19 protein-coding genes are annotated in these 22296 nt (G+C 49.5%); 10 read left to right on the plus strand and 9 right to left on the minus strand.

Annotated features, from left to right (window positions below):
- The 5 genes from MJX74_RS00940 to MJX74_RS00960 are packed head-to-tail and all read right to left on the minus strand — an operon-like array spanning window position 1 to window position 5471.
- Complete coding sequence (locus MJX74_RS00940; RefSeq protein WP_068233961.1) at window positions 1–270, minus strand: K+/H+ antiporter subunit F; 270 nt, start codon at window positions 268–270, stop codon at window positions 1–3.
- Complete coding sequence (locus MJX74_RS00945) at window positions 264–803, minus strand: Na+/H+ antiporter subunit E (protein ID WP_068233964.1); 540 nt, start codon at window positions 801–803, stop codon at window positions 264–266. Before MJX74_RS00945 ends, MJX74_RS00940 begins: the two co-directional genes overlap by 7 nt.
- Window positions 800–2323, minus strand: a complete 1524-nt coding sequence (locus MJX74_RS00950; protein ID WP_240220044.1) for a monovalent cation/H+ antiporter subunit D — start codon at window positions 2321–2323, stop codon at window positions 800–802. The genes MJX74_RS00945 and MJX74_RS00950 overlap by 4 nt, the downstream gene beginning before the upstream one ends.
- Window positions 2323–2676: a Na+/H+ antiporter subunit C gene (locus MJX74_RS00955; protein WP_068233970.1), complete on the minus strand. Its 354-nt coding sequence runs from the start codon at window positions 2674–2676 to the stop codon at window positions 2323–2325. The genes MJX74_RS00950 and MJX74_RS00955 overlap by 1 nt, the downstream gene beginning before the upstream one ends.
- Entirely contained in the window at window positions 2676–5471 is a 2796-nt protein-coding gene (locus tag MJX74_RS00960) for a monovalent cation/H+ antiporter subunit A (protein ID WP_240220046.1), read from the minus strand. The genes MJX74_RS00955 and MJX74_RS00960 overlap by 1 nt, the downstream gene beginning before the upstream one ends.
- Before the next feature lie 363 nt (window positions 5472–5834).
- Between MJX74_RS00960 and MJX74_RS00965 the strand changes: the two genes are divergently transcribed.
- From MJX74_RS00965 to MJX74_RS00995, 7 genes are all read left to right on the plus strand, one after another.
- Window positions 5835–7214, plus strand: coding sequence for a class II fumarate hydratase (locus MJX74_RS00965; protein ID WP_240220049.1), 1380 nt, complete (start codon window positions 5835–5837; stop codon window positions 7212–7214).
- 269 nt (window positions 7215–7483) lie between these two features.
- On the plus strand, window positions 7484–9460 hold the full coding sequence (locus MJX74_RS00970; protein ID WP_240220051.1) for a pectate lyase family protein: 1977 nt from the start codon (window positions 7484–7486) through the stop codon (window positions 9458–9460).
- A 152-nt stretch (window positions 9461–9612) separates the two neighbouring features.
- Complete coding sequence (locus MJX74_RS00975; protein WP_240220053.1) at window positions 9613–10692, plus strand: YjgN family protein; 1080 nt, start codon at window positions 9613–9615, stop codon at window positions 10690–10692.
- Window positions 10692–11738 carry a M48 family metallopeptidase gene (locus MJX74_RS00980; RefSeq protein WP_240220055.1) on the plus strand — a complete coding sequence of 349 codons (1047 nt, stop codon included), beginning with the start codon at window positions 10692–10694 and terminating at the stop codon, window positions 11736–11738. Before MJX74_RS00975 ends, MJX74_RS00980 begins: the two co-directional genes overlap by 1 nt.
- 74 nt (window positions 11739–11812) lie before the next feature.
- Window positions 11813–13477, plus strand: coding sequence for an amidohydrolase (locus MJX74_RS00985; protein WP_240220057.1), 1665 nt, complete (start codon window positions 11813–11815; stop codon window positions 13475–13477).
- Complete coding sequence (locus MJX74_RS00990) at window positions 13474–14223, plus strand: TrmH family RNA methyltransferase (RefSeq protein WP_240220059.1); 750 nt, start codon at window positions 13474–13476, stop codon at window positions 14221–14223. The genes MJX74_RS00985 and MJX74_RS00990 overlap by 4 nt, the downstream gene beginning before the upstream one ends.
- An 87-nt stretch (window positions 14224–14310) precedes the next feature.
- Window positions 14311–15006 carry a hypothetical protein gene (locus MJX74_RS00995; RefSeq protein WP_240220061.1) on the plus strand — a complete coding sequence of 232 codons (696 nt, stop codon included), beginning with the start codon at window positions 14311–14313 and terminating at the stop codon, window positions 15004–15006.
- A gap of 60 nt (window positions 15007–15066) precedes the next feature.
- Here MJX74_RS00995 and MJX74_RS01000 read toward each other — a convergent pair whose 3' ends face one another.
- From MJX74_RS01000 to MJX74_RS01010, 3 genes are all read right to left on the minus strand, one after another.
- Window positions 15067–15333 carry a DUF2442 domain-containing protein gene (locus tag MJX74_RS01000; protein WP_240220062.1) on the minus strand — a complete coding sequence of 89 codons (267 nt, stop codon included), beginning with the start codon at window positions 15331–15333 and terminating at the stop codon, window positions 15067–15069.
- 63 nt (window positions 15334–15396) lie between these two features.
- A complete protein-coding gene (locus MJX74_RS01005) occupies window positions 15397–15681 on the minus strand; it encodes a helix-turn-helix domain-containing protein (RefSeq protein WP_173499840.1) in 285 nt (94 codons plus the stop codon).
- The gene (locus tag MJX74_RS01010; protein ID WP_218573450.1) at window positions 15674–16039 is read right to left on the minus strand and encodes a type II toxin-antitoxin system RelE/ParE family toxin; all 366 of its coding nucleotides are present in this window, start codon (window positions 16037–16039) and stop codon (window positions 15674–15676) included. The genes MJX74_RS01005 and MJX74_RS01010 overlap by 8 nt, the downstream gene beginning before the upstream one ends.
- A 121-nt stretch (window positions 16040–16160) precedes the next feature.
- Here MJX74_RS01010 and cysM point away from each other — a divergent pair, with 121 nt between their 5' ends.
- Window positions 16161–17045 (plus strand): cysteine synthase CysM, encoded by an 885-nt coding sequence (cysM, locus tag MJX74_RS01015; protein WP_240220063.1) that lies wholly within the window; start codon window positions 16161–16163, stop codon window positions 17043–17045.
- Here the strand turns inward: cysM and MJX74_RS01020 are convergent.
- The gene (locus tag MJX74_RS01020) at window positions 17042–19165 is read right to left on the minus strand and encodes a methyl-accepting chemotaxis protein (protein ID WP_240220064.1); all 2124 of its coding nucleotides are present in this window, start codon (window positions 19163–19165) and stop codon (window positions 17042–17044) included. The genes cysM and MJX74_RS01020 overlap by 4 nt on opposite strands.
- Before the next feature lie 122 nt (window positions 19166–19287).
- On the opposite strand from MJX74_RS01020, the gene MJX74_RS01025 reads away from it, so the two are divergent.
- Together MJX74_RS01025 and MJX74_RS01030 are read left to right on the plus strand one after the other, a co-directional pair.
- Window positions 19288–20613 (plus strand): porin, encoded by a 1326-nt coding sequence (locus MJX74_RS01025; protein WP_240220065.1) that lies wholly within the window; start codon window positions 19288–19290, stop codon window positions 20611–20613.
- A 39-nt stretch (window positions 20614–20652) separates the two neighbouring features.
- Window positions 20653–22281, plus strand: coding sequence for a BCCT family transporter (locus MJX74_RS01030; RefSeq protein WP_240220066.1), 1629 nt, complete (start codon window positions 20653–20655; stop codon window positions 22279–22281).
- Window positions 22282–22296: the final 15 nt, after the last annotated feature.

Raw genomic sequence — 22296 nt, forward strand, 5'->3', positions numbered from 1 at the left:
CTATTCTATAATGTCGCCGCGCAGCAGAAACTTACACACCGCTACTGTGCTAACAAAGCCCAGCATCGCTATTAGCAGCGCCGCCTCAAAATACAGCGGCGACTCCATCAACAAGCCGTACAGAATAATCAGCGCGATGCTGTTAATGTACATAGTATCCAGCGCAAGAATGCGATCCGGAATACTGGGGCCACGTAACAGGCGATACAGGTTTAGCAACAACGCGATGCTGATCATGGCAAACACCAGCATAATGACATTATCTAGCATTGAAAAATCTCCTTTAATGGCGCTTCGTAGCGCTGTTTAATGTCATTAATCAGCTCCGCCTCGGTACCCGACAGGTTTAATACATGAATTAATAACCAGCGCTGTGGCATCGGCTCGCCCGGTTGTAAGCTGTCTTTGCTCGGATAAATTTCAGCGCTGACGGTACCGGGTGTCATCGACACAGTACTGGCCAAAATAGTAATTGGCAGCTCGTGTTGTAAATCCAGCGGTACTTTCACAAAAGCCGGTTTTAATCGTGTTCTTGGCCCCAGAATCAGCAATGCTACCTGGGCATTTGCTGTGACAATATCAGCCAGCACCCGCAGTATATAGCGTAGCCCCAACAAAGGGTGCTCTATTAATGGCTGCGGATCACGGAATCTAAGTGTAAAAAGCGGAATAACTACGGCTAGTATAACGGCAAAAAACAGGTGCACCGGCGCTATACTCTGGCTTAACAGCAACCAAACGATAAACAGTAAAACGCTACGATAAGGTGTGGGTAGCCAGCGATATTTAGGCTCAAATCTCATGGTTTGATCTCCTGTACCGACTGCCGGCCAAGAATAATATTCGTGCTGGTGGCTGTATCATATAATTGGGCAGCAGCCTGTTGCGACAGTGCTGTTAATGGCCCGGCAAATACTGCCAGCAAAGGGCTGGCTAGCAGTAACCAGATAACAGCGAAAATCTGCAACCCTGGCGCCTTTTCGCCGCCCGGCTCAGTGCCACTTACCCGCCAGAACAAAATACTGCCAGCACGCGATAATGCCACTATAACCATCAGGCTGCTTAGCAAAATAAGGCTCCACAGCAATATGCGGGTAACCGGCTCAACAGCAGATTGTAAAATCATTAGCTTACCAACAAAGCCGGAAAACGGCGGTAATCCCGCAACCGTTAGCGCACCGATCATAAAGATAAAACCAAGCAGGATTGGCTGGCTCACCCGCCGCCCTGAAACCAGCCGGTCGCCGGCTTTGCCGCGCTGATTGGCGATTAAATCTGCTATCAGAAACAGTGCTGCTGTCACCAGTGTGGAATGCACGGTGTAATACAATGCAGCTGCAGCTGACAGCTCGGTTTGCAACGCCACCAGACTAACCAGGGTACCCACAGACACCAGCACCAAATTAGCCACCAGTTTGCGAAAATCCTGGCTTGCCAATGCACCTACTGCACCTAAAGCGATGGTCGCCAGGCCTGCGGGTAACAACCAATCGCTGGCCATTCCAGCAAGTGGCCCGGCATTCTCGCCAAAGATAGTGCTATACACCCGCAGCAGCGCATAAACTCCTATTTTAGTCATTACAGCAAACAATGCGGCAACCGGTGCTGATGCCGAGGCATAAGTTGCAGGCAGCCAAAACTGTAGCGGCAACACTGCGGCTTTAAGGGCAAATACTATCATCAGCATCAAGCCGCCCGCTTTAACCAGCATCAGATCTTCTGCCGGTAATGCCGCTACTTTTACTGCCATGTCGGCAATATTTAATGTACCCAGCGTGCCGTACATTACCGCCAGCGAGAACAGGAAAATAGCCGAACCGGTTAAATTCAGTACCACATAATGTACTGCCGCTTTGGTTTTATTTTTGCCACCGGCATGGATCAGCAACGCATACGACGCGATCAGCAACACTTCAAAAAACACGAACAGATTAAATAAGTCGCCGGTTAGAAAGGCGCCATTAATACCCATCACCTGAAACTGAAATAGCGGATGAAAGAACGAGCCCTTTTCATCTTCGCCGGCACTGCCGTAACAAATAGCCCCTAACGCCAGAAAGGACGTCAGGCAAACCATCACCACTGAAAGGGTATCGGCTACCAGAATAATACCAAACGGCGCCTGCCAATCACCCACTGCATAATGTATTAAACCCTGCTGTTGCACCTGTAACAGTAAGCACACCGCCAGTACCAGCTGAATAGCACTGGAAATCATACTTACCCAGCGCCGGCGCATTGGCGAGTAATGCACCGGTGGCAACATAATTATTAATGCTGTTAAAAATGGCAGCAAAATGGGCGCGGTAATCAGATGCCACATCAGCGACTCTCCTTCTTCGACATCTCAGATTCCGGCAACTTGCCATCGACATGATCATTACCCAGATCTGCCCGGGCACGTATTGCCAGAATCACCAAAAATGCCGTCATAGCAAAGCCTATTACAATTGCGGTGAGCACCAGTGCTTGCGGTAAGGGATCAGCATATTGCTCGCTGGTACCAAGCACTGCAGCCCCCCGCAGCGTTAAGCGGCCGGAAGAGAAAATAAACAGGTTAACTGCATAAGACAGCATGGTCAGGCCTAACACTACCGGGAAGGTGCGGCCACGTAACATCAGAAATACGCCACAAGCGGTAAGAAAACCGATACAGCAAGCAAACAAGGTTTCCATTAAATTGTATCCTTATGCACAGGCCGGTGGCTGGTAGTCATTTTACCCAGGCTGGCCAGAATCAGCAGTGTAGAGCCGACAACCGTAATATAAACTCCCAGGTCAAAAGCAATAGCACTGGCCAGCTCAATAGTGCCCAGCAGCGGAATATCAAAATAGTCAAACCAGGACGTCAGGAATGGCCGGCCGAATACCCAGCTGGCCACACCGGTAAACAACGCAATCAGCAAGCCTACGGCTACCACGCGCTGATATTCTACATTCATCCGCTCTTTTACCCAGTCAACCCCCTGCGCAATGTACTGCAGAATAATTGCTACAGCGGTAATTAAGCCGGCAATAAAGCCGCCGCCGGGTAAATTGTGGCCGCGGAAGAAAATATACACCGACACCATAACAGCCAGTGGCAACAGGCTTTGCGATACCGTAGACAGCAACAATGAATGCCGCTCTGTCGCCCAGGGCCGGCCTTCACCGTCACTGCTGGGTTTAAACACCGGAATACGGGTCAGCAGCTTAAAAATACCTAAAGAAGCTATACCCAATACCGCAATTTCGCCCATGGTATCGAACCCACGGAAATCAACCAGAATAACGTTGACCACATTAGTTCCGCCACCACCGGTTTTAGCATTGGCCAGGAAAAACTCAGAAATACTGTTTAACGGCCGGGTCATCAGGGCATAACTTAAACTGCCAACCAGCACACCGACCATGCTGGCAATACTGATATCGCGTACCACCCTTGGGGCCTCTGATTGCTTAGGAGTTTTATGCGGTAAAAAGAATAACGCCAGCATCAACAGAATAACGGTTACCACTTCTACTGAAAGCTGGGTTAGTGCCAGATCCGGCGCAGAAAAACGGGTAAAGGCTATCGACACCATCAAGCCTACTACCGAGATCATTAACAGCGCCACAACCCGCTTGCGGTGCCATACCACCGTAGCAAAAGCAGCAATAAGCAACATCGCCGCCCCCGTGGCATTTACTGCATCAACAGGCAACTCATCACGCCCGCCCCACAAGGTGTCCAGTTCAATTAGAGGCATTCCCGCCAACACAATAAAGGCCAATAACACCAGTACCATGTATCGCTGCAACGAGCCGTTGTCGAGCCACTGATAAAACTGATCACAGCGGGCAATCAGCGCCTTAACACCGCCTTCAAAACTGTTTAGCGCATCCACATCAGGTAAACTATTCTGAAAATCAAACAGGTGCTTACGGTTGACATAAATCAGCGTACCACCGGCCAGCGCTAGTATGCTCATCATCAGCGGCAGGTTAAAACCATGCCAGATTGCCAGGCTGTATTCCGGCACCGCCCCCCCGACCACGGAAGCCGAGGCTGCATGTAACAGATCGCCAATTAAGTAAGCCGGAAAAATACCCACCAGAATACACAATGCGACCAATACTTCTACCGGAACCCGCATATAACGTGGTGGCTCGTGTGGTGTTTTGGTTAAACCCTTTGGCTGGCCGTTAAAAAATACATCATGAATAAAGCGCATTGAATAGGCGACAGAGAATATAGCGGCTACCGTTGCCAGCACAGGAATAACCCATGACAAAGAGCCCAGCAGATGCTGATGTAGTGTTTCAGCGAAAAACATTTCTTTCGACAGGAAACCGTTGAGTAAAGGTACTCCCGCCATTGCAGCAGCAGCCACCATCGCCAGAGTTGCGGTAATTGGCATAAATTGCCATAGACCATTGAGCTTTCGCATATCACGCGAGCCGGACTCATGGTCAATAATACCGGCAGCCATAAACAACGATGCTTTAAAAGTGGCATGGTTAATAATATGGAACACCCCAGCTACTGCCGCTAAATCGGTGCCCATACCAAACAGCAAGGTAATTAAGCCCAGATGGCTGATCGTTGAATAGGCCAGCAAGCCTTTTAAGTCATGCTTAAACAGCGCCAGATAAGCACCTATCAGCAAGGTAGCAAGGCCGGTTAAACTCACCAGAATAAACCATAACTCGGTGCCAGACAGCGCCGGGTAAAACCGCGCCAGCAGAAAAATACCCGCCTTTACCATAGTGGCTGAGTGTAAGTAAGCACTTACCGGCGTGGGTGCCGCCATGGCATTAGGCAACCAGAAATGAAACGGAAACTGCGCCGATTTGGTAAAACAACCCAACAAAAACAGCACTAACAATATCGGATACCAACCGTGTTGCTGAATAACATCGGTACTGGCCAGCACCACATCTAAATCATAACTGCCTACCACTTGCCCTATTAATAAAAACGCCGCTAACAAGGCTAAACCGCCAGCACCTGTTACCGTTAATGCCATACGGGCACCACGACGCGCTTCAGCTTTATGCCACCAGAAGCTGATTAACAGGAAAGAGCTGATACTGGTTAGCTCCCAGAACATCCAAAGCTGCAGTAAATTGCCCGACAAAACTATGCCCAGCATCGCGGTCATAAATAGCATTAAATAGGCATAAAAACGGGGCATCGAATCGCGCTCAGACAAGTAATAGCGCGCATACAGAATGATCAGCAGGCCAATGCCTAAAATCAGCAGGCTGAATAAATACGCCAGGCCGTCAAGCCGTATGGATATATCCAGGCCAAGTAACGGGATCCACGACAGGAAAAAACGTACAGTTTCACCGCTCAGTACCGGTGCGGTATGTAACAGTACCAGCATCAGCGCAATAGCGGGCGGCAGAGCGGTAGCCAGTGCACAGGCACTGCGGTTCCATTTAGCAGCCAGCAGCGGAACCAGAGCTCCAAGCAGCGGCAGAAGTAAAATCCACATAAGTGTCATAACTGTCGCGCGTCCTTATTAGAATAAACTTAACTGATACATCCAGCCTCTGCCATTAATCTTACAGATTAAGTTGTTGATATCCTAGGCAGTTAACTAAGCATAGAAGACAGATTGCCTTTGCAACATGGGCGGGCTGAAAAATCAGTTTGTCGGGTGTAATGCCGATATTTATACCGTTATCTGTCAGAAAAGTCTATTGAAACCGGCCGGCCTGACAGCTGCTGGCAGCAGGCTTTACCGCAAAAAAAATGATAGTTATCGCAACTAACCACTGCCACTATTTTATTGGCAAGCTGGCGCCAGCACGGTAAACAAGATACAACTAAAGACATTAATTGCAGCCAACTTAGAGGAGGCTTTATGACTACCCGCACCGAACATGACAGCATGGGTGAACTACAGGTACCTGTATCAGCTTTGTATCAGGCGCAAACGCAGCGTGCTGTGCAAAACTTCAATTTAAGTGGTTTACCCTTACCACCACAGTTTATTCAGGCTCTGTTACAGATTAAAAAAGCGGCCGCCGGCGCTAACCAACAGTTGGGGCTGCTGGATACAGGCATCAGTCAGGCTATTATAAACGCTGCTGATGCGCAGTTAACCACAACCGATATGCAGCAGTATCCGCTGGATATCTTTCAAACCGGCTCCGGCACCAGCAGCAATATGAACGTAAATGAAGTGCTGGCGACACTGGCCAGCCAAAGCCTGAATACAGCCGTAAGCCCGAATGATCATGTTAATCTGGGCCAAAGCAGCAATGACACTATTCCCTGTGCAATTCACGTCAGTGCTGCGCTGGCGATACAACAGCAGTTATTACCGGCAATACAACTATTGCAACAGCGCCTGGCTGAAAAATCAGCTGAAGTAGGCCACCTGATTAAAACCGGTCGTACTCATCTGATGGATGCCATGCCGGTTAGCTTTGCTCAGGTGCTGGGTGGCTGGCAGGCTCAGTTACACCTGACAGCAAACCAGCTGCAACAACAATTACACCAGCTGCAAGCCCTGGCACAAGGTGGCACGGCAGTAGGCAGCGGCATTAATGCTGATCCACGCTTCGCTGCGGTATTTTGCCAGCAACTGAGTAGCAACACCGGTATGGCATTTCGCCCTGCCGACAACTTCTTCAGTGCTATTGGCTCACAAGACACTGCCGTGGCAACGTCTGGTGCATTAAAAACCCTGGCAGTATGCCTGATGAAAATATGCAACGACTTGCGCTGGATGAACTCAGGCCCGCTGGCCGGCCTGGCGGAAATTGAACTGCCGGCACTGCAGCCAGGGTCGTCTATTATGCCGGGCAAAGTTAATCCGGTTATTCCTGAAGCGGTTGCCATGATTAGCGCCCAGGTAATAGGCAATGACACCACCATCACCGTTGCCGGCCAGTCTGGTAATTTTGAGCTGAATGTTATGCTGCCTGTTATTGCCTACAACCTGTTGCAAAGCATTGAACTGCAAGCCAATGGCTGCAAAGCTCTGGCAGAGCAAGCCATTAAAGACTTTACGGTGCGCGAGGACAACATCAGTAAAGCGCTGGCGCGCAACCCTATTTTGGTTACCGCACTTAACCCGTTAATTGGCTACTCCAAAGCGGCAGAAATTGCCAAGCAAGCCTACAAACAGCAACGGCCGGTATTGGATGTAGCACTGGAACACACCAGCTATAGCCGCAGCGAACTGGAAAAATTACTCGATCCAGCCCGCCTTAGTGCTGGCGGTAATATGGCGTAATCAGCAGTGTTTGGTTCAAATACGAACGTTTTGCGCTAAAGCCTGGTGATTTTATCACCACGGCTTGCGCTTTATCCCTCCCTTCGGCCATAACTATGCCCGCAGCAATATGATTACTGCCTTAGTGCGCAACAAAATTGCCACCGGTAGACAAAAAACAAAATTAATAGCTGCATATAAAAATAATTATTTAAAATCAACAGGGTGTCTTGCATTTTCGGTTAAGCAGTACGGCGGTAAAGTGCACCCAAAGCAAAGGGTAGCCAACAATGTTTAATAAAACGCTTCTTGCCATTCTGGTTGGCAGTAGTTTGTTGCTGGGCTGCAACAGCAGCGACAACGACGACACAACACCAGAGCCCGATACCGGCGCTGAAACTCCGGCACCGGATACCAGCGTAGTTAACCTGACTGATCTGGACTCGGTATACGGTTATGCCGCAGAAAATGGCGGCACCACCGGCGGCAGTGGTGAAAATAAAGTAGAAATTACTGTCTGTACCGGCGAAGAGATGATCAACGCTATTAAAAATAAAGATCCTGCTCGCCCGCTTACCATCTGGGTAAATGGCACTATTACACTGCAAAATGCCAACGACAGCCGCATCGACATTAAAGATGTATCAGATATTTCTATTATAGGCCTGGGTACTCAAGGCGAAATGGCCGGCATCGGCTTTAATATTGTGCGTGCAGAAAATATTATTATCCGCAACCTGCGTATTCACCATGTGCGGGCGAATATGGGCGCGCCAGGTGATGGTATCAGTATGGAAGGCCCCGTACGCAATATCTGGATTGACCATAACGAGATTTACAACAGCCTGACAGTGGACGACCCGGCACTAACCGAAGATCAGGTAAAAGACTATTATGACGGCTTGGTAGACGCCAAAGGCGATGCCCAGTTTATTACCATCTCGTTTAATAAATTCCATAACAGCTGGAAAACCTCGCTGGTAGGCTCATCTGACAGCGACAACTTTGACCGCACACTAACTTATCACCACAACCACTGGTATAACGTTAATTCGCGCTTGCCACTGTTCCGTTTTGGTAAAGGCCATATCTATAACAACTTCTATGATGGCGCGCTGGAAAGCGGTATTAATTCGCGCATGGGTGCGGTTATCCGCATTGAGCACAACCACTTCGCTGATATGAAAAACCCGGTAATGTCGTTATACAGCCAGGAAATTGGCTACTGGCAGCTGATTGACAATATCTTTGAAAATATCACCTGGGAAGAAAGCCCGGCCGATGGTGTGGTTGCCGGTGAAGATGCCGAGTCTACCGGCGAGCTCGACGTGCCATACAACTACAGTGGTAACCTGATCCCGGTACATAACGTAAAAGCTACAGTACTGTCTTACGCTGGCGTTGGCGTTATCGACACGCCGCCAAGCCCGGGTTTATGCGCAGCACCGCCACCACCAGAGCCGGTAGACCCAGGGCCAGAACCGGTGCCGATTGACCCGGTAGAACCACCACTAAGTGTCGATTGGGGCGCTTATGATGGCAGCCTGCAGCCCTTTGCAGCCAATTCTATTACCTTACCGGATGGCACACAGAGCAGCTTCGAGCCGCAACAAAGCGGTGGTGCAGCCGAGCCGAATCTGTTTACCGCCAATGGTGATGGCACTGTTACCTTTGACAGCCTGGCCAATGCTGCTGATCGCAGCCGCGCTAAACTAAATAATGTGGCACCGGCAGATGGGGTTTATCCGAAGTTTTTCACCTTACTAATGGGTATCAAAGGTAATGCCGGTGGTAACCGCATGCTGGAAACCGAAATTGCGCTGGGCGACAGTGCCGCAGCGGGCGCCACCAGCCGGTTAAAAGTGGTGTTTCGTAATGACGGTAATAATTCAGGGGTACAACTGGAAAATGCCGATAACGGTTCATCTGTTACCGCAGGTAAAGGCAACGAGCCCGATCCGCTGGATATGAGCCAGTTCCGGGTTTACCATTTTACCGTTGCGTTAACCTCGCCCACTACCGGTAATGTTGCCTTGTATGTTGCCGGTAACAACACGCCGTTAGTGCAGCTTGAAGGCGTAACCATGCGCCCTGCCAGCAACAATACCGACAACTACCTGCAACTGGGAGATGCCGGTGGCAGCGGCTATCTTGGCGATATCGACTGGGTGCTGTGGACCGACGCCAGCGCTTATACGCCTGATATGCTAAAAGGCCTGCTGCCTGCTGGTATAGGTGATATCAGCGGCTACGAAGCCCAACCTTAAGTAACCCCATCACCACGGTACAGTATTAGTTATTCAATACTGCACCGTGGTGTCGTTAAATATTTACTAAATATTCATTGCTAAGCCCCCCTACTTTGTCGGTATAATTCTGCTTTTGTTTTACATCAACATAACAATAAGGAAGCTGTCTCATGGAGAATTCTGTTAGCACTACGGCGCAGGAAAACCCGCCGGTGCGTGTTGGTAAAGTGCTATTTAGCGGTCAGGCCGGTGAGTTTTTTGGTATCTGGATTGTCAATCTGTTACTGAGTATTGTTACCTTAGGCATATACAGTGCATGGGCTAAGGTACGTACTAACCAGTATTTTTATGGCCACACCCGCATTGACAGCCAGCCATTTCGTTATCTGGCTACACCGATACAAATTTTAAAAGGCCGTATTATCGCGGTTATTATCTTTGCGCTGTTTTTTATTGCGTCGTCTTTATCACCGGTTCTGGCCGTTGTACTGGCATTGCTGTTTATGTTGGCGTCGCCCTGGTTAATTGTACAAAGCCTGAAATTCAATATGCGTATGACCAGCTACCGTAATGTGCGGTTTGCTTTTCACGGTGATTATGCCGGCGCATTTAAATACTTTGTATTGCTGCCGGTGCTGGCGCTGTTCACTTTCTACCTGGCTATGCCGTGGGTGCTGAAAAAAATTGACCGCTATATTTGCAGTAATACCAGTTTTGCTGGCCAGAAAATGCAAATAAATACTGACACCAGTTCATACTATATTGCTGTTTTAGTGGCGATGGCTGCCGTTATGGGTGTTATCACAGTGATGATAATTGTGGGTGTAGTATTAGTAGGTGTTATGGCCGCTACCGGTGTTGCTGACGCTGGCGTTGCCACAGTACTTGTTACCGGCGCAGTATTTGTTTTGTACTTTTTTGCTTTTGCTTTAAGCGGCGCCATTTACCACAGCATGATCCGCAACCATATATTTGAGCGCACCGAACTGCCTGGCATTGCCAAATTTAAGTCTGAAATGCAGGTAATGCCATATTTATGGTTAACGGTAACAAACTTGCTGGCGATTATTTTCAGTTTAGGCCTGGCTTACCCCTGGGCAAAAATTCGTAAAGCGGCTTATCTGGCTTCAGTAACGACGGTAGCGGTATATCCGCAGGCCGACTCGTTGGTTGATCAGGTGCAGCAAAGCAGCAATGCCTTTGGCGAAGAAGCGGCAGGCTTGTTTGACATAGATGTATCTTTAGCCTGATGTCAGCCTTATCTGCCGTTAACGGCCAGTTCCAGCATGCTGGCAGCAGCACGTTATACCGTGCTGTTGCCACCTTTGCAGATAACGGCCAGCTGATGATCCGCAGCACGCAAAGCGACACTATACTTACCGAAGCCACACCAGCCGATTACCGTTTTGGCAGTGTGATACCGGGACTGGCAGTTGAACTGCAACTGCGTGATGGCGCCATCTTTGTACCAGATGACCCGCGCTTTCGCTGGCCGCAATTGTCTGGCACTGCCAAAACTGCCGCCAGGCTGGAAAGCCACAAGCTATCTATTCTGGCTGCAGTAATCCTGTCGCCCTTGTTACTGTGGTGGATTATTGTTGATTTAATGCCCATGCTGGCCAGCGCTGCTGTGCCTCTGGTGCCCGACAGCGTTAAACAGCAAATGGGCCAGCAAACGTTTTATTCCTTACAACAAACCGCGCTGGAGCCAACAGAGCTAACACCGGCACAACAAGCTACAGTGCATTATCACTGGCAAATGGCATTGCAAAAGCTACCGCTGGAGTATAAAGACTACAAGCTGCATTTGTATAAGTCAGATTTTTTTGGCGCCAATGCGTTTGCCCTGCCGGACGGCACAGTCGTTATGACAGACGAACTGGTTACCTTATTAAAAGACAAACCCGATGCCATTCTGGCCGTGCTGTTACATGAAATTGGCCACGTCGAAGGCCAGCACAGTGTGCGGTTAATTGCCCAGTCGTTAGGTGCAGCACTGGTATTTGGTATTTTGTTTGGCGATCCTGAAGGCATTGCCGACTTATTACTCGGCTCTGGCTCAGTAATGCTGCAAAGTGCTTTCTCGCGCGATATGGAACGCGAAGCTGATCAGTTTGCTGTGGAGCAATTAAAAGCGCTGGGTAAATCGCCCTCGGCTTTTGCCGATGCGATGTCGGCATTACTGAACGAGCGCAGTACTGACGACCAAGGTACCAGCACATTGTTAAAGTATCTCAGTACTCACCCCGACACCCGCGAGCGTATCGAGCAAGCCCGGCAACACGACACACCCTGAATACCGGCGCCAGATTCCGCTGGCGCTGTTTTATTGCTATAGTTGCCAGCAAAACCAAACAGGGACAATACCTTATGTTTCGCTTTGCCAGCTTAGCTTGTGCTTTATTCGCTACCGGCCTTTTTACCAGCAATCTCAGCGCCGCTCCGGTGGTACTGTCAGATATTAAAGGCTACGGCTTCAACTCTGCGCGCCAGCTGCAGCAGTTCAGCGTACTGGTGTTTGACGATACAACCGGTAAAGTACTGGCCCGCGGCGACAGCGCTGTTGCTGCGCAATATCCGCAGGCAAAAAAGCTGGCTGGCAATGGTAAAACCGTATTGCCGGGTTTAATTGACGGCCACGGCCATGTACTGGGGTTGGGGCAATATTTAGCCGTGGCAGAACTGCGTGGCAGCGAAACAGAGCAAGACGCCGTGACGCGGGTAGCGCAATTTGCTGCTGCCAATGCGGATGCGTCCTGGATTATTGGCCGTGGCTGGAACCAGGTATTGTGGCCTGCTAAGCAGTTTCCTACCACAGCCTTACTGGATGAAGCCGTTAACAACAAACCAGTGTATTTAACCCGGGTTGACGCCCATGCCGGTTGGGCCAACAGCAAAGCGCTGGCGCTGGCCGGTATTAATAAAGACACCATAGACCCACCCGGCGGTGAAATTATCCGCGACAGCAAAGGTAACCCAACTGGTGTATTAATAGACAACGCCATGGCGCTGGTAGAGCAACATATACCCGAACCAGATGACAACGACACCCTGCGTGCGTTAAACGTAGCCTTTTCCCATTTGCTGGCACTGGGTATAACCAGCGTGCATGATGCAGGTGTTGATACCGGCACCATCAAGCTGTATCAGCAACTGGCGGCAGAGCAAAAACTGCCACTGCGTATCTACCCGATGCTTTCAGCACGCGACCCACAGCTGCCGCAGTGGCTGGAAGCCGGCATTATTGATGATAAAACCGACTTTCTTGATATCCGCTCAGTAAAAATTTATGGCGATGGCGCCCTCGGCAGCCGTGGTGCCGCGTTAATAGAGCCCTACAGCGACCAGCCATCGCAAAAAGGCTTACTGGTGACCCAGCCGGACCAGTTAACGCAAATTATGCAAATGACGATAGATGCTGGTTTTCAAACCAACGTGCACGCCATAGGCGATTTAGCTAACCGCCTGGTGCTGGACCGCTTCGAGCAATTAGTGCCAGAAGATAAACGTAAGCGAAGCCGCCACCGGGTAGAACATGCGCAAATTGTATCGCCCAAAGATATTCCGCGCTTTGCCAAACTGCATGTGTTGCCGGCGATGCAGGCGGTACATGCGACTTCAGATAAAAATATGGCCGGCGATCGCTTAGGCGTGGCACGGCTGCGTGGCGCCTATGCCTGGCGCAGCTTTATTGATCAAGGCAGCATTATTGTTGGCGGCTCCGATTTTCCGGTTGAACTGGCCGAGCCATTTCATGGCATTCATGCCTCGGTTACCCGGCAAAGCCAGGATAACCAACCGGTTGGTGGTTGGTTGCCAGAGCAAAAACTTAGCTTAACTGAAGCGCTACGCTCTTTTACTGTTGACGCCGCCTATGGCGCTTTTCAGGAAAACAGCATGGGCACGCTGGCACCAGGCAGCTGGGCCGACTTTATCCTGGTAGATCGCGATATCTACAACATTCCGGCCGAGCAGTTATGGCGGGTAGAGGTAGAACAAACCTGGGTTAACGGTAAACAGGTATTCGCTAAATGATCAGCCAGAAGTGGAGCAAGTTAATCCGCTCCTTACAGCAAAAGAAATACCGCAAAGCCGAACAGCTGTTTTTTGTTGAAGGCGAAAAAGCCGTGCTGGAATTGCTGGTATCCACCTGGCAGGTAGAGGCCGTTTTTGCCACCGAAGCATTTTTACAGCGCTACCCGCAGCAAGTAACAACAGCGGCGCTGGTGCAACAATGCAGCGCCGATGAGCTGGTAAAGGTAGGCACCTTTAGCAGCAATGATGCTGCGCTGGCAGTGGTAAAAATGCCAGCGCAGAGCGATTTTGTGCCGCATAGCCACGGCTTTGTACTGGTGCTGGACCAGATCAATGACCCCGGTAACCTCGGTACCATTATCCGTATTGCCGACTGGTATGGTATTAAACATATTGTCTGCTCGGCGGATACTGCCGACTGCTACAACCCCAAGGTTATTGCCGCCGCCAAAGGCTCGTTTTTGCGGGTGCAGCTGCATTACCAACCGCTGCAGCCGCTGCTGGCACAAAGTTCTGCGCCGGTGTACGGCGCTTATCTGGGTGGTGAGCCGGTGCACAGCTTAAAACTTAGCCAACCCGGTGGTTTTATTGTGCTGGGCAATGAAGCCAATGGCATCAGCACAGAATTAGAGGACGTGATCAGCCGTAAAATTACCATCCCCGCCTTTGGTGAAGCGGAATCACTCAATGTTGGTATAGCCGCCGCGGTGATCTGCGATAATTTGCTAAGGCTAAGCAAGCAGTAAATATCCATATCTAGCTAAAAGCCGCAGGAAATCGAAGCATAGATGTAGCAGCAAAGCTTTATAACCACTGATTATCAGGATGTCCTCATGGAGAAAGCAGCAAAAGTTAACCAAACCTATGCCAGTGCATTTCATCTGCTAATTGGAATGGAACGCGCTATCCGCTCAGCAAATATGCTACTCGAGCTCACAGAGCCTGAAGATACGATGTCTGAGATTTATTTGGACGCTGCAAGCCACATACAAAGTTATTTCATAAATACTGAAGCAGTACGGCAAACGATGCAATCAAGCTCTTTGCAATACCAAATTAATGATTCGACTCAATCGGCAATCATATTTATTGGTAAAGCTATCCGAAATCATGTTGCTCACGAGGGCCTCTGGCTTCCATGTTTTTATAATGAAGTAAGAGCTGGCATAGGTCGTACTCAATATTTCGGTATATTCTCTTCAACGTTACTAAAATCGCTCAAGAATACCAGTGATAAAGCTAAGGAAAAATCCCCAGCAACGGAAGAGTTAACTAACAACAATGACACCAGGGTTAAAGCAGCAGAAACCTACATTCAAAACAATGAAGTAACAGGAGTAATTATACTTAAACACTTCGTAGAGGCTCACTTAGCGGCATTCTTCCCACCGATAATAAAGAGAATTCAACAGTTTTCCAACACTGCGACAGCTAAGCAAATAACACGTAATCGACTAGACGTCTCGTTAGGCACACTCACAGACTTGATAACGCGTATCAAGAGTTATAACTGCTACCCTGCATCATAGATTAATATGATGAAATGCTTTTGCATGATAAAGCCAGAGCTCTAAGCACCGACAGTGCTACTAAGCAGTAACTGTCATCGCTTTTTCAGCTGTTGAACGTTGGCTTTTGCTGTAAACAAACTCAGGAGCAAGATCGACTCCGGCATCCCACTCTATGGTGTCAAATGAAACCCGAACCCGGTTAAATACTGCCACGTCTTGCAACCGCTTAAATACGCCGAAATCCAAATAGGGTTTCATATCCAAAATGCCTTTTTCGCCGTTATCAAAGCTCACTGCCAACAGATAATTATCCAGCGGCGCTACCGTTTTCACAGATGGATACATTGTTCACCTCATAAGTGTGTGTTGCTATTAACCATCTGCGCTCTTGTAAACATCAGTATCTTACTAAGCCAGCGCCCTAAGCACCGCTTGAGGTTCTTTAGCAACAACATGCAATAATGCTAAAGCCGGCCCATGTGGCGTGCGGTCGCCCCGCTCCCAATGCCGCAAGGTAGACACGCTAATGCAAAACTTAGCGGCAAACTCCAACTGAGTCATGCCCAGTTTATGCCGAATCCCTGCTACATCTACCTCTGCCGGGCGATGCGTTTTTGCCGCAACAGGTTGTCCCTTGTTTAACGCTATGGCTTCTTGCAACCCCTGCGCAATACTGTCAAATGCCTTAGCCATGATGTTTCTCCAATGCTGTATCAACAAGAATACTAACTAACTTCGACAACGCATTTCTGTCTGATTTAGACAAATTCGCCCGTTCGTTTTTGCCAAACAGCGTGAGTAAATACAGCGGTATTCGCTCATCGTGATAATAATAAATAGCCCTTACGCCACCACTTTTGCCTTTGCTGCCACGACTCCACCGTAATTTACGAATGCCACCCGTGCCTTCCATCAGATCTCCCGCTTTTGGGTGTTCTGCAAGGTAATCAATGACAGCTTTACGCTCTTGCTCTGTGAGCAAGGCTTCTGCGCGCTTGATGTATTCCGGCAATTCGGTGATCGTCGTCAGCATGGTTGCAATATAATCCAATGGATTACTTTAAGCAAATATGGATTCACAGGCTAGTTCCGCTGCGCCTAAGCATTAACAGCCAGGCCGCTTTGGGCTACACTGGCGGCAGTATTTTCTCGTTAACCCGGCGGCTTTGACTATGACCTTTCCTACTATTGAACACTCTGTTGGCAACACGCGGCTGGTAAAGCTGCAGCGCATGGCGGCGCATACCAACAGCACGGTATTGCTTAAGCTGGAAGGTGATAACCCGGCCGGTTCGGTAAAAGACCGCCCGGCGCTGAATATGATAGTGCAGGCTGAACGGCGCGGCACTATAAAGCCCGGCGATCGTATTATTGAAGCCACCAGCGGCAACACCGGTATTGCTTTGGCGATGGCGGCAGCGATTAAAGGCTATGCCATGACACTGATTATGCCGGATAACGCTACCGAAGAGCGTAAAAGCTCGATGCGTGCTTACGGCGCTGAGTTGATACTGGTAACCAAAGAGCAAGGTATGGAAGGCGCGCGCGATTTAGCATTGCAAATGCAGGCAGAAGGTAAAGGCATAGTGCTGGACCAGTTTAATAACCCGGATAACCCGGCAGCGCATTATGCCAGCACCGGGCCGGAGATTTGGCAGCAAAGCCAGCAGCAAGTTACGCATTTTGTTAGCAGCATGGGCACTACCGGCACCATTATGGGCGTGTCACGTTACTTAAAACAGCAAAACCCGGCGATACAGATTATTGGCCTGCAACCGGCTGATGGTGCCAATATTCCCGGTATCCGCCGTTGGCCTGAGGCTTATTTGCCAGGCTTTTTTGATAAAAGCCGCGTTGATCAGGTTATGGATATCGGCCAGCAGGATGCGTTAACTGCCATGCGCCGCTTAGCCCGCGAAGAAGGTATCTTTGCCGGCGTCAGCTCTGGCGGTGCAGTACATGCCGCGATAAAACTGGCCGAACAACACAATAACGCCGTTATTGTTGCCATTATTTGTGATCGCGGCGATCGCTACTTATCATCAGGTATTTTCTAGTATTTAAACCGGCTAACCTGAGCATGAATATTTCTAGCAATAGCAGAAATCAACTTGCTTTGCTCGGCGGCATCCGTTGCAGCCTCGCTTAAACTGGTAACTGCAGTACTGATTTCCACCACGTTTTTACTAATATCTTCACTGACGACACTCTGCTCTTCGGCAGCGCTGGCAATCTGAGTTGCGGCATCACTAATACGGTGGGTAGCACTAATGGCCAGTTCCAGTTTTTGTTGCGCTTCTTTGGCTTGTTGCTGAGTTTGTACCGTCATTTGCTGGTTTTGCTGCATAGCTCGCACCACCGCCTGGGTTTTGCTGGTCAGCTCACCTATCAGGCCTTGAATTTCGCCGGTTGATGCCTGCGTTCTGGACGCCAGACTGCGCACCTCATCTGCAACGACCGCAAAGCCTCTGCCCTGCTCACCCGCGCGCGCAGCTTCAATTGCGGCATTTAATGCCAACAAATTGGTTTGTTCAGAAATATTACGTATTACCTCAACAATGCTGTTTATGCTGCCACTGGCATGCTCCAGTTCACCCATCATGGCACCCGCCTGTTGCATACTCTCAGCTAACTGTGTAATCACCCGGGCGGTGCCCAGCACAGCCTGATCACCTTGTTGCACCGAGCCAGCTGCGTCCTGTGCCGATTCAGCTGTCAGCGATGCCTGACCGGCCACTTCAGATGCAGTACTCGACATTTGTGTTACAGCAGTTGCAACCTGCTCAATAGAGCGCTGCTGCAACGCCACTTCCTGATGTGTTCGTAGGGAGATATCAGCACTGACGGCAGACGAGTCCTGCAGTTGTTGTACGAGTTGCGCGGTATCACGCACTATCTGGTGGGTTTTATCCAGAAATAAATCAAGCGCAGACGCCAGATGGCCAATTTCGTCGTGCCGCTTCAAACCAATACGCTTGGTTAAATCACCATCAGATTGAGCCAGACTATCAACCATCACGGTCAGCTGTTGCAAGGGTTTCGCCAAACGGCCCGCAACTATAAACAGGATAATAGCACCGGCCAACGCCACCAGAATCCCCAGCAATAGCTGCCAAAACAAACTCTGGCTAAAGCGATCATCAAGGGTGTCATTCAGTTGTATCATCTGTGCTAATGCTGTGGTTACCGGTACCCGGTACTCAAGCAACCAAGGTGTTTCAAAAGCACTAAGCGCAATAGGTACTGTAATTAAAAAATCATCGCCTTGCTGGCTAACTCCGCCTCCGCCAGATCGTACCTGAGGTTGCAACAGCTGCCACTCATTGCCATCCAAAGGTTTACCAACGCCCTGCTGACTATAGGTACTCCCTACCAAAAATCCCCGGTAAGATACAATACGCAAGTCCCCGGCACCTTGATATAAATCACGGTCTAAATCCTCCAACAGCTTTTTTAAAAATGCCATCGAAACATCGACTCCGGCCATGCCAACAAAACGCTTATTCACCATCACCGGATGGACGATTGAACTCATAAGTGTTGGCACTCCCTGTACATCCCAGACTGCTGGATCAATAACACAAGACGACTGCTTATCGCGCGAGCACAGGTACCATTCATTCAGCCGCAATCCCTGCGCATCCCTTGTCTCGCTATATAAATCTTTTGTGGTTACAGGCCTAACTTCAAGCTGGTTACTCTGATTCCTCGTCCAGTAAGGGCCAAACTGTCCCGTCTCAGTGGAGTGTTTGCCCTCTCCGTAGTTCTCAGCGTCTTTGCCATCAACTGCGTTAGGCTCCCACACAATATAGGCCCCTAAAGCCTGTTGATTGTTTTCTATCGCAGTAAGCACCAACTTACTAATATCCTCCCGACTTAGCTGACTAACAGCTCCTGAGTCAACTAAAGACTGCATGCTGTCAGCCAAGCCTTTGGCGACCCCAAGCGAATTTATAATGACTTGCTCAATCTCATCTGCGCGCACCTGCAACTGATTACTCAGTGAACGCTCTACCTCTTGCTGAAACAACTCCGTGCTGCTGGCCCGGTTAAACTGAAATAACTGATCCGATAACATCATTCCAAACCAGATACAGGCAGCTACAGCCATAATCAAACAGCTACCGGCTATCACTGAAATCTGACTACGCATGGTTTTAAATGTAAAAATGCTCATGAAATTCTTCCGGGTAAGATGCCATAGGGCAGTTTGTCAATTATGCCGCAAATTGGGAATCCCGCCAGTTTTGCGCTATCATCTTTCAATAAATTTTTCATTTAGATCAAATAGGTACTGTCATGCCCCGTAAAAGTCGCCTGATGCTTTGTCTCATCCTTTCTTTTAGCACGGTTTGCGTTGAAGCATCTGAACTGGATGAACTGCGCCAACAGTTACAACAACTCAAACAGCAATTAGGTTTGCTTGAACAAAAAATAGAGCAGCAAGAACAGCAGCTGGCAGTACAACAGCAGGGCCTTGAAACAGTAGAACGAAACAGCAAAGAAACCTCTGCTGATCTGGCCAGCTTAGAACAAAAAGATAACGCAGACGGCATCAGTCTGGGTGGTGCTATCAGAACCAACTACAGCCATACCTCTTACAGCGATGGTAATAAAAATCGCGGTGGCGACTTTGATTTTGATATCTTCCGGCTGAATTTAAACGGTAGCATCGGCGATGTGCTGTTAAATGCAGAAATCCGCTTTTTTGATTATATGACTGCAGTTAAATACGCCTATGTGGGTTATCAGCTAACTGAAGACTGGCAGGTACAAGCCGGTATTACTCAGGTGCCTTTTGGTAACTGGCCGTATAACTCGCATAATTATTTCTTTAGCACCAATTATTACCTGGGCTTGGAAGATGATCACGATCTGGGCATTATGTTTAAGCGTCAGTTGGCAGACAACTGGCAGTTGGACCTGGGCTTTTTCAAAAATGACGAGCTGGGCGGCGTGGATGGCTTTGTCAGCAGCCGTGCCGATCGCTACTCGTACGATATCGTCGGTTATCGTCAGGGCGAAGACGGCATTTATGACGACCCGACGCAGCCGCTGGGCGAATACAACACCTTCTCCGGCCGTTTTGCTTATCAGCTAGAACACAGTACCGATTTTACCACTGAGCTGGGTATATCAGGCCTGGCCGGTGGCCTGCACAATGGCACTTCACGGGCGGGTAGTTACAATGCCTGGGCATTACATTTAAATAGCCACTATCAGCGCTGGAACCTGCAATTGCAACACGGTGAATACCGTTACAACCTTGATGATATGGCCGGTAACGCCATTGATCAGATGGCCGTAGGTGCCTATGCATTTTACGACAGCATTGCTGCCAAAGCGAAAACCAGCACCATCAACCTGGCTTACAGCCTGCCCATTGAATGGGGCCCGGTAACCGGCCTGCAGTTTTATAACAACTATGGCCTGGTGTACGACAAATCTGATAACAGCCGCGACACCATGATGAATGTCACCGGCTTTTCTGTCGCCGCCGGCGGTCTGTTTACCTATTTTGATTTAGTACACGCCAGAAATCAGCCGTTTGTTGGTGGCAGTGCTGCCGGCGACAGCAGCGAAACCGAGCGCCGCTTTAATATTAATATCGGTTACTACTTCTAAAAAATGCTTCGGCTTTGATAACAGTACAAGGATAACACCATGACAGATAACAAAGATCCGATGATACCGGACGGCAAGGTTAATCCTATCGACACGGATTACCAGATAGGCCAGGACAATATTCTGGTAAAAGTTGGCCCCTTTGGCCTGGATATTCATAACAGAGTATTTTTAATTTCAGCCCTGACAGTAATACTGTTTGTTGTGCTGACAATCAGCTTTAAACAACAGGCAGAGCCGGTGTTTAGCAACATGCGTGGCTGGCTTACTGCAAATCTGGATTGGTTTTTTATCTCAGCGGCCAATGTTTTTGTACTGCTGTGTTTAGCCCTTATCGTGTCACCGCTTGGTAAAGTGCGCCTCGGTGGCACTGAAGCCACACCCGACTTTGGCTACGCCGGTTGGTTTTCTATGCTGTTTGCCGCTGGTATGGGCATTGGCCTGATGTTTTATGGCGTGTCTGAACCCTTGTCGCACTTTAGCAGCGCTTATGCCGGCGTAAATATTGAAGATGGCGTGCGTGTTGACTGGGCGCCTCTGGGTGGCGCGGCCGGTGATGCCCTCGCGGCAGAGCGATTGGGTATGGCTGCGACTATCTACCATTGGGCGCTGCATCCATGGGCAATTTATGCCATTCTGGCACTGGGTTTGGCGTTATTTTCGTTTAACAAAGGCCTGCCGCTAACTATTCGCTCGGTGTTTTACCCGCTACTGGGCGAGCGTATCTGGGGCTGGCCGGGTCATATTATTGATATTCTTGCCGTTTTAGCCACCTTGTTTGGTTTGGCTACGTCTTTAGGCTTAGGCGCTTCTCAGGCTGCAGCGGGCTTACATTACTTGTTTGACTGGCCGCAGAGCAACACCGTGCAAATATTACTGGTAGTAGGTATTACGCTGATTGCGCTGGCATCTGTGGTTGCCGGGCTTGAAGCCGGGGTGAAGCGGCTGTCTGAAATAAATATGGTGTTAGCGGCAATGTTGCTGCTGTTTGTCATTATTGTCGGCCCTACGCTGGCAATCGCTACCGGTTTTGTTGCTAACCTGGCGGCCTATCTGCAGCATTTACCGGCACTGGCTAATCCACTTGGCAGAGAAGATGTTAATTTCTCGCAGGGCTGGACGGCATTTTACTGGGCCTGGTGGATCAGCTGGTCGCCTTTTGTCGGTATGTTTATCGCCCGGGTGTCGCGCGGGCGCACCGTGCGCGAATTTTTAATTTCGGTGTTGTTAATCCCCTCGCTGGCTTGTGTATTGTGGATGACCGTTTTTGGCGGTACTGCCATCAATCAGGTAGTACAGCAAGGCTATGAAGTTGCTGTCGGTGCAGAGCTACCGTTACAGTTATTTGCTATGCTCGATGCGCTGCCGCTGGCACAAATCAGCTCCTTTATCGGTATTATTCTGGTGGTGGTGTTTTTTGTTACCTCGTCTGACTCCGGCTCGTTGGTTATCGACACTATTGCCGCAGGCGGTAAAGTAAATGCCCCTACGCCGCAGCGCGTATTTTGGTGCACCTTTGAAGGCCTGGTGGCCATTGCACTTATTTTAGGTGGCGGTTTAGTGGCACTGCAAGCCATGGCTGTATCTACCGGATTTCCGTTTACTCTGGTGCTGCTGGCAGCCTGTGTGGCGGTGGTAAAAGGCCTGATGTCTGAGCCCAGAGCCTGATCCGGTGGAAAATAA

Source organism: Rheinheimera hassiensis, assembly GCF_022436675.1.
In the GTDB taxonomy this organism is placed as follows: Bacteria; Pseudomonadota; Gammaproteobacteria; order Enterobacterales; family Alteromonadaceae; genus Alishewanella; species Alishewanella hassiensis.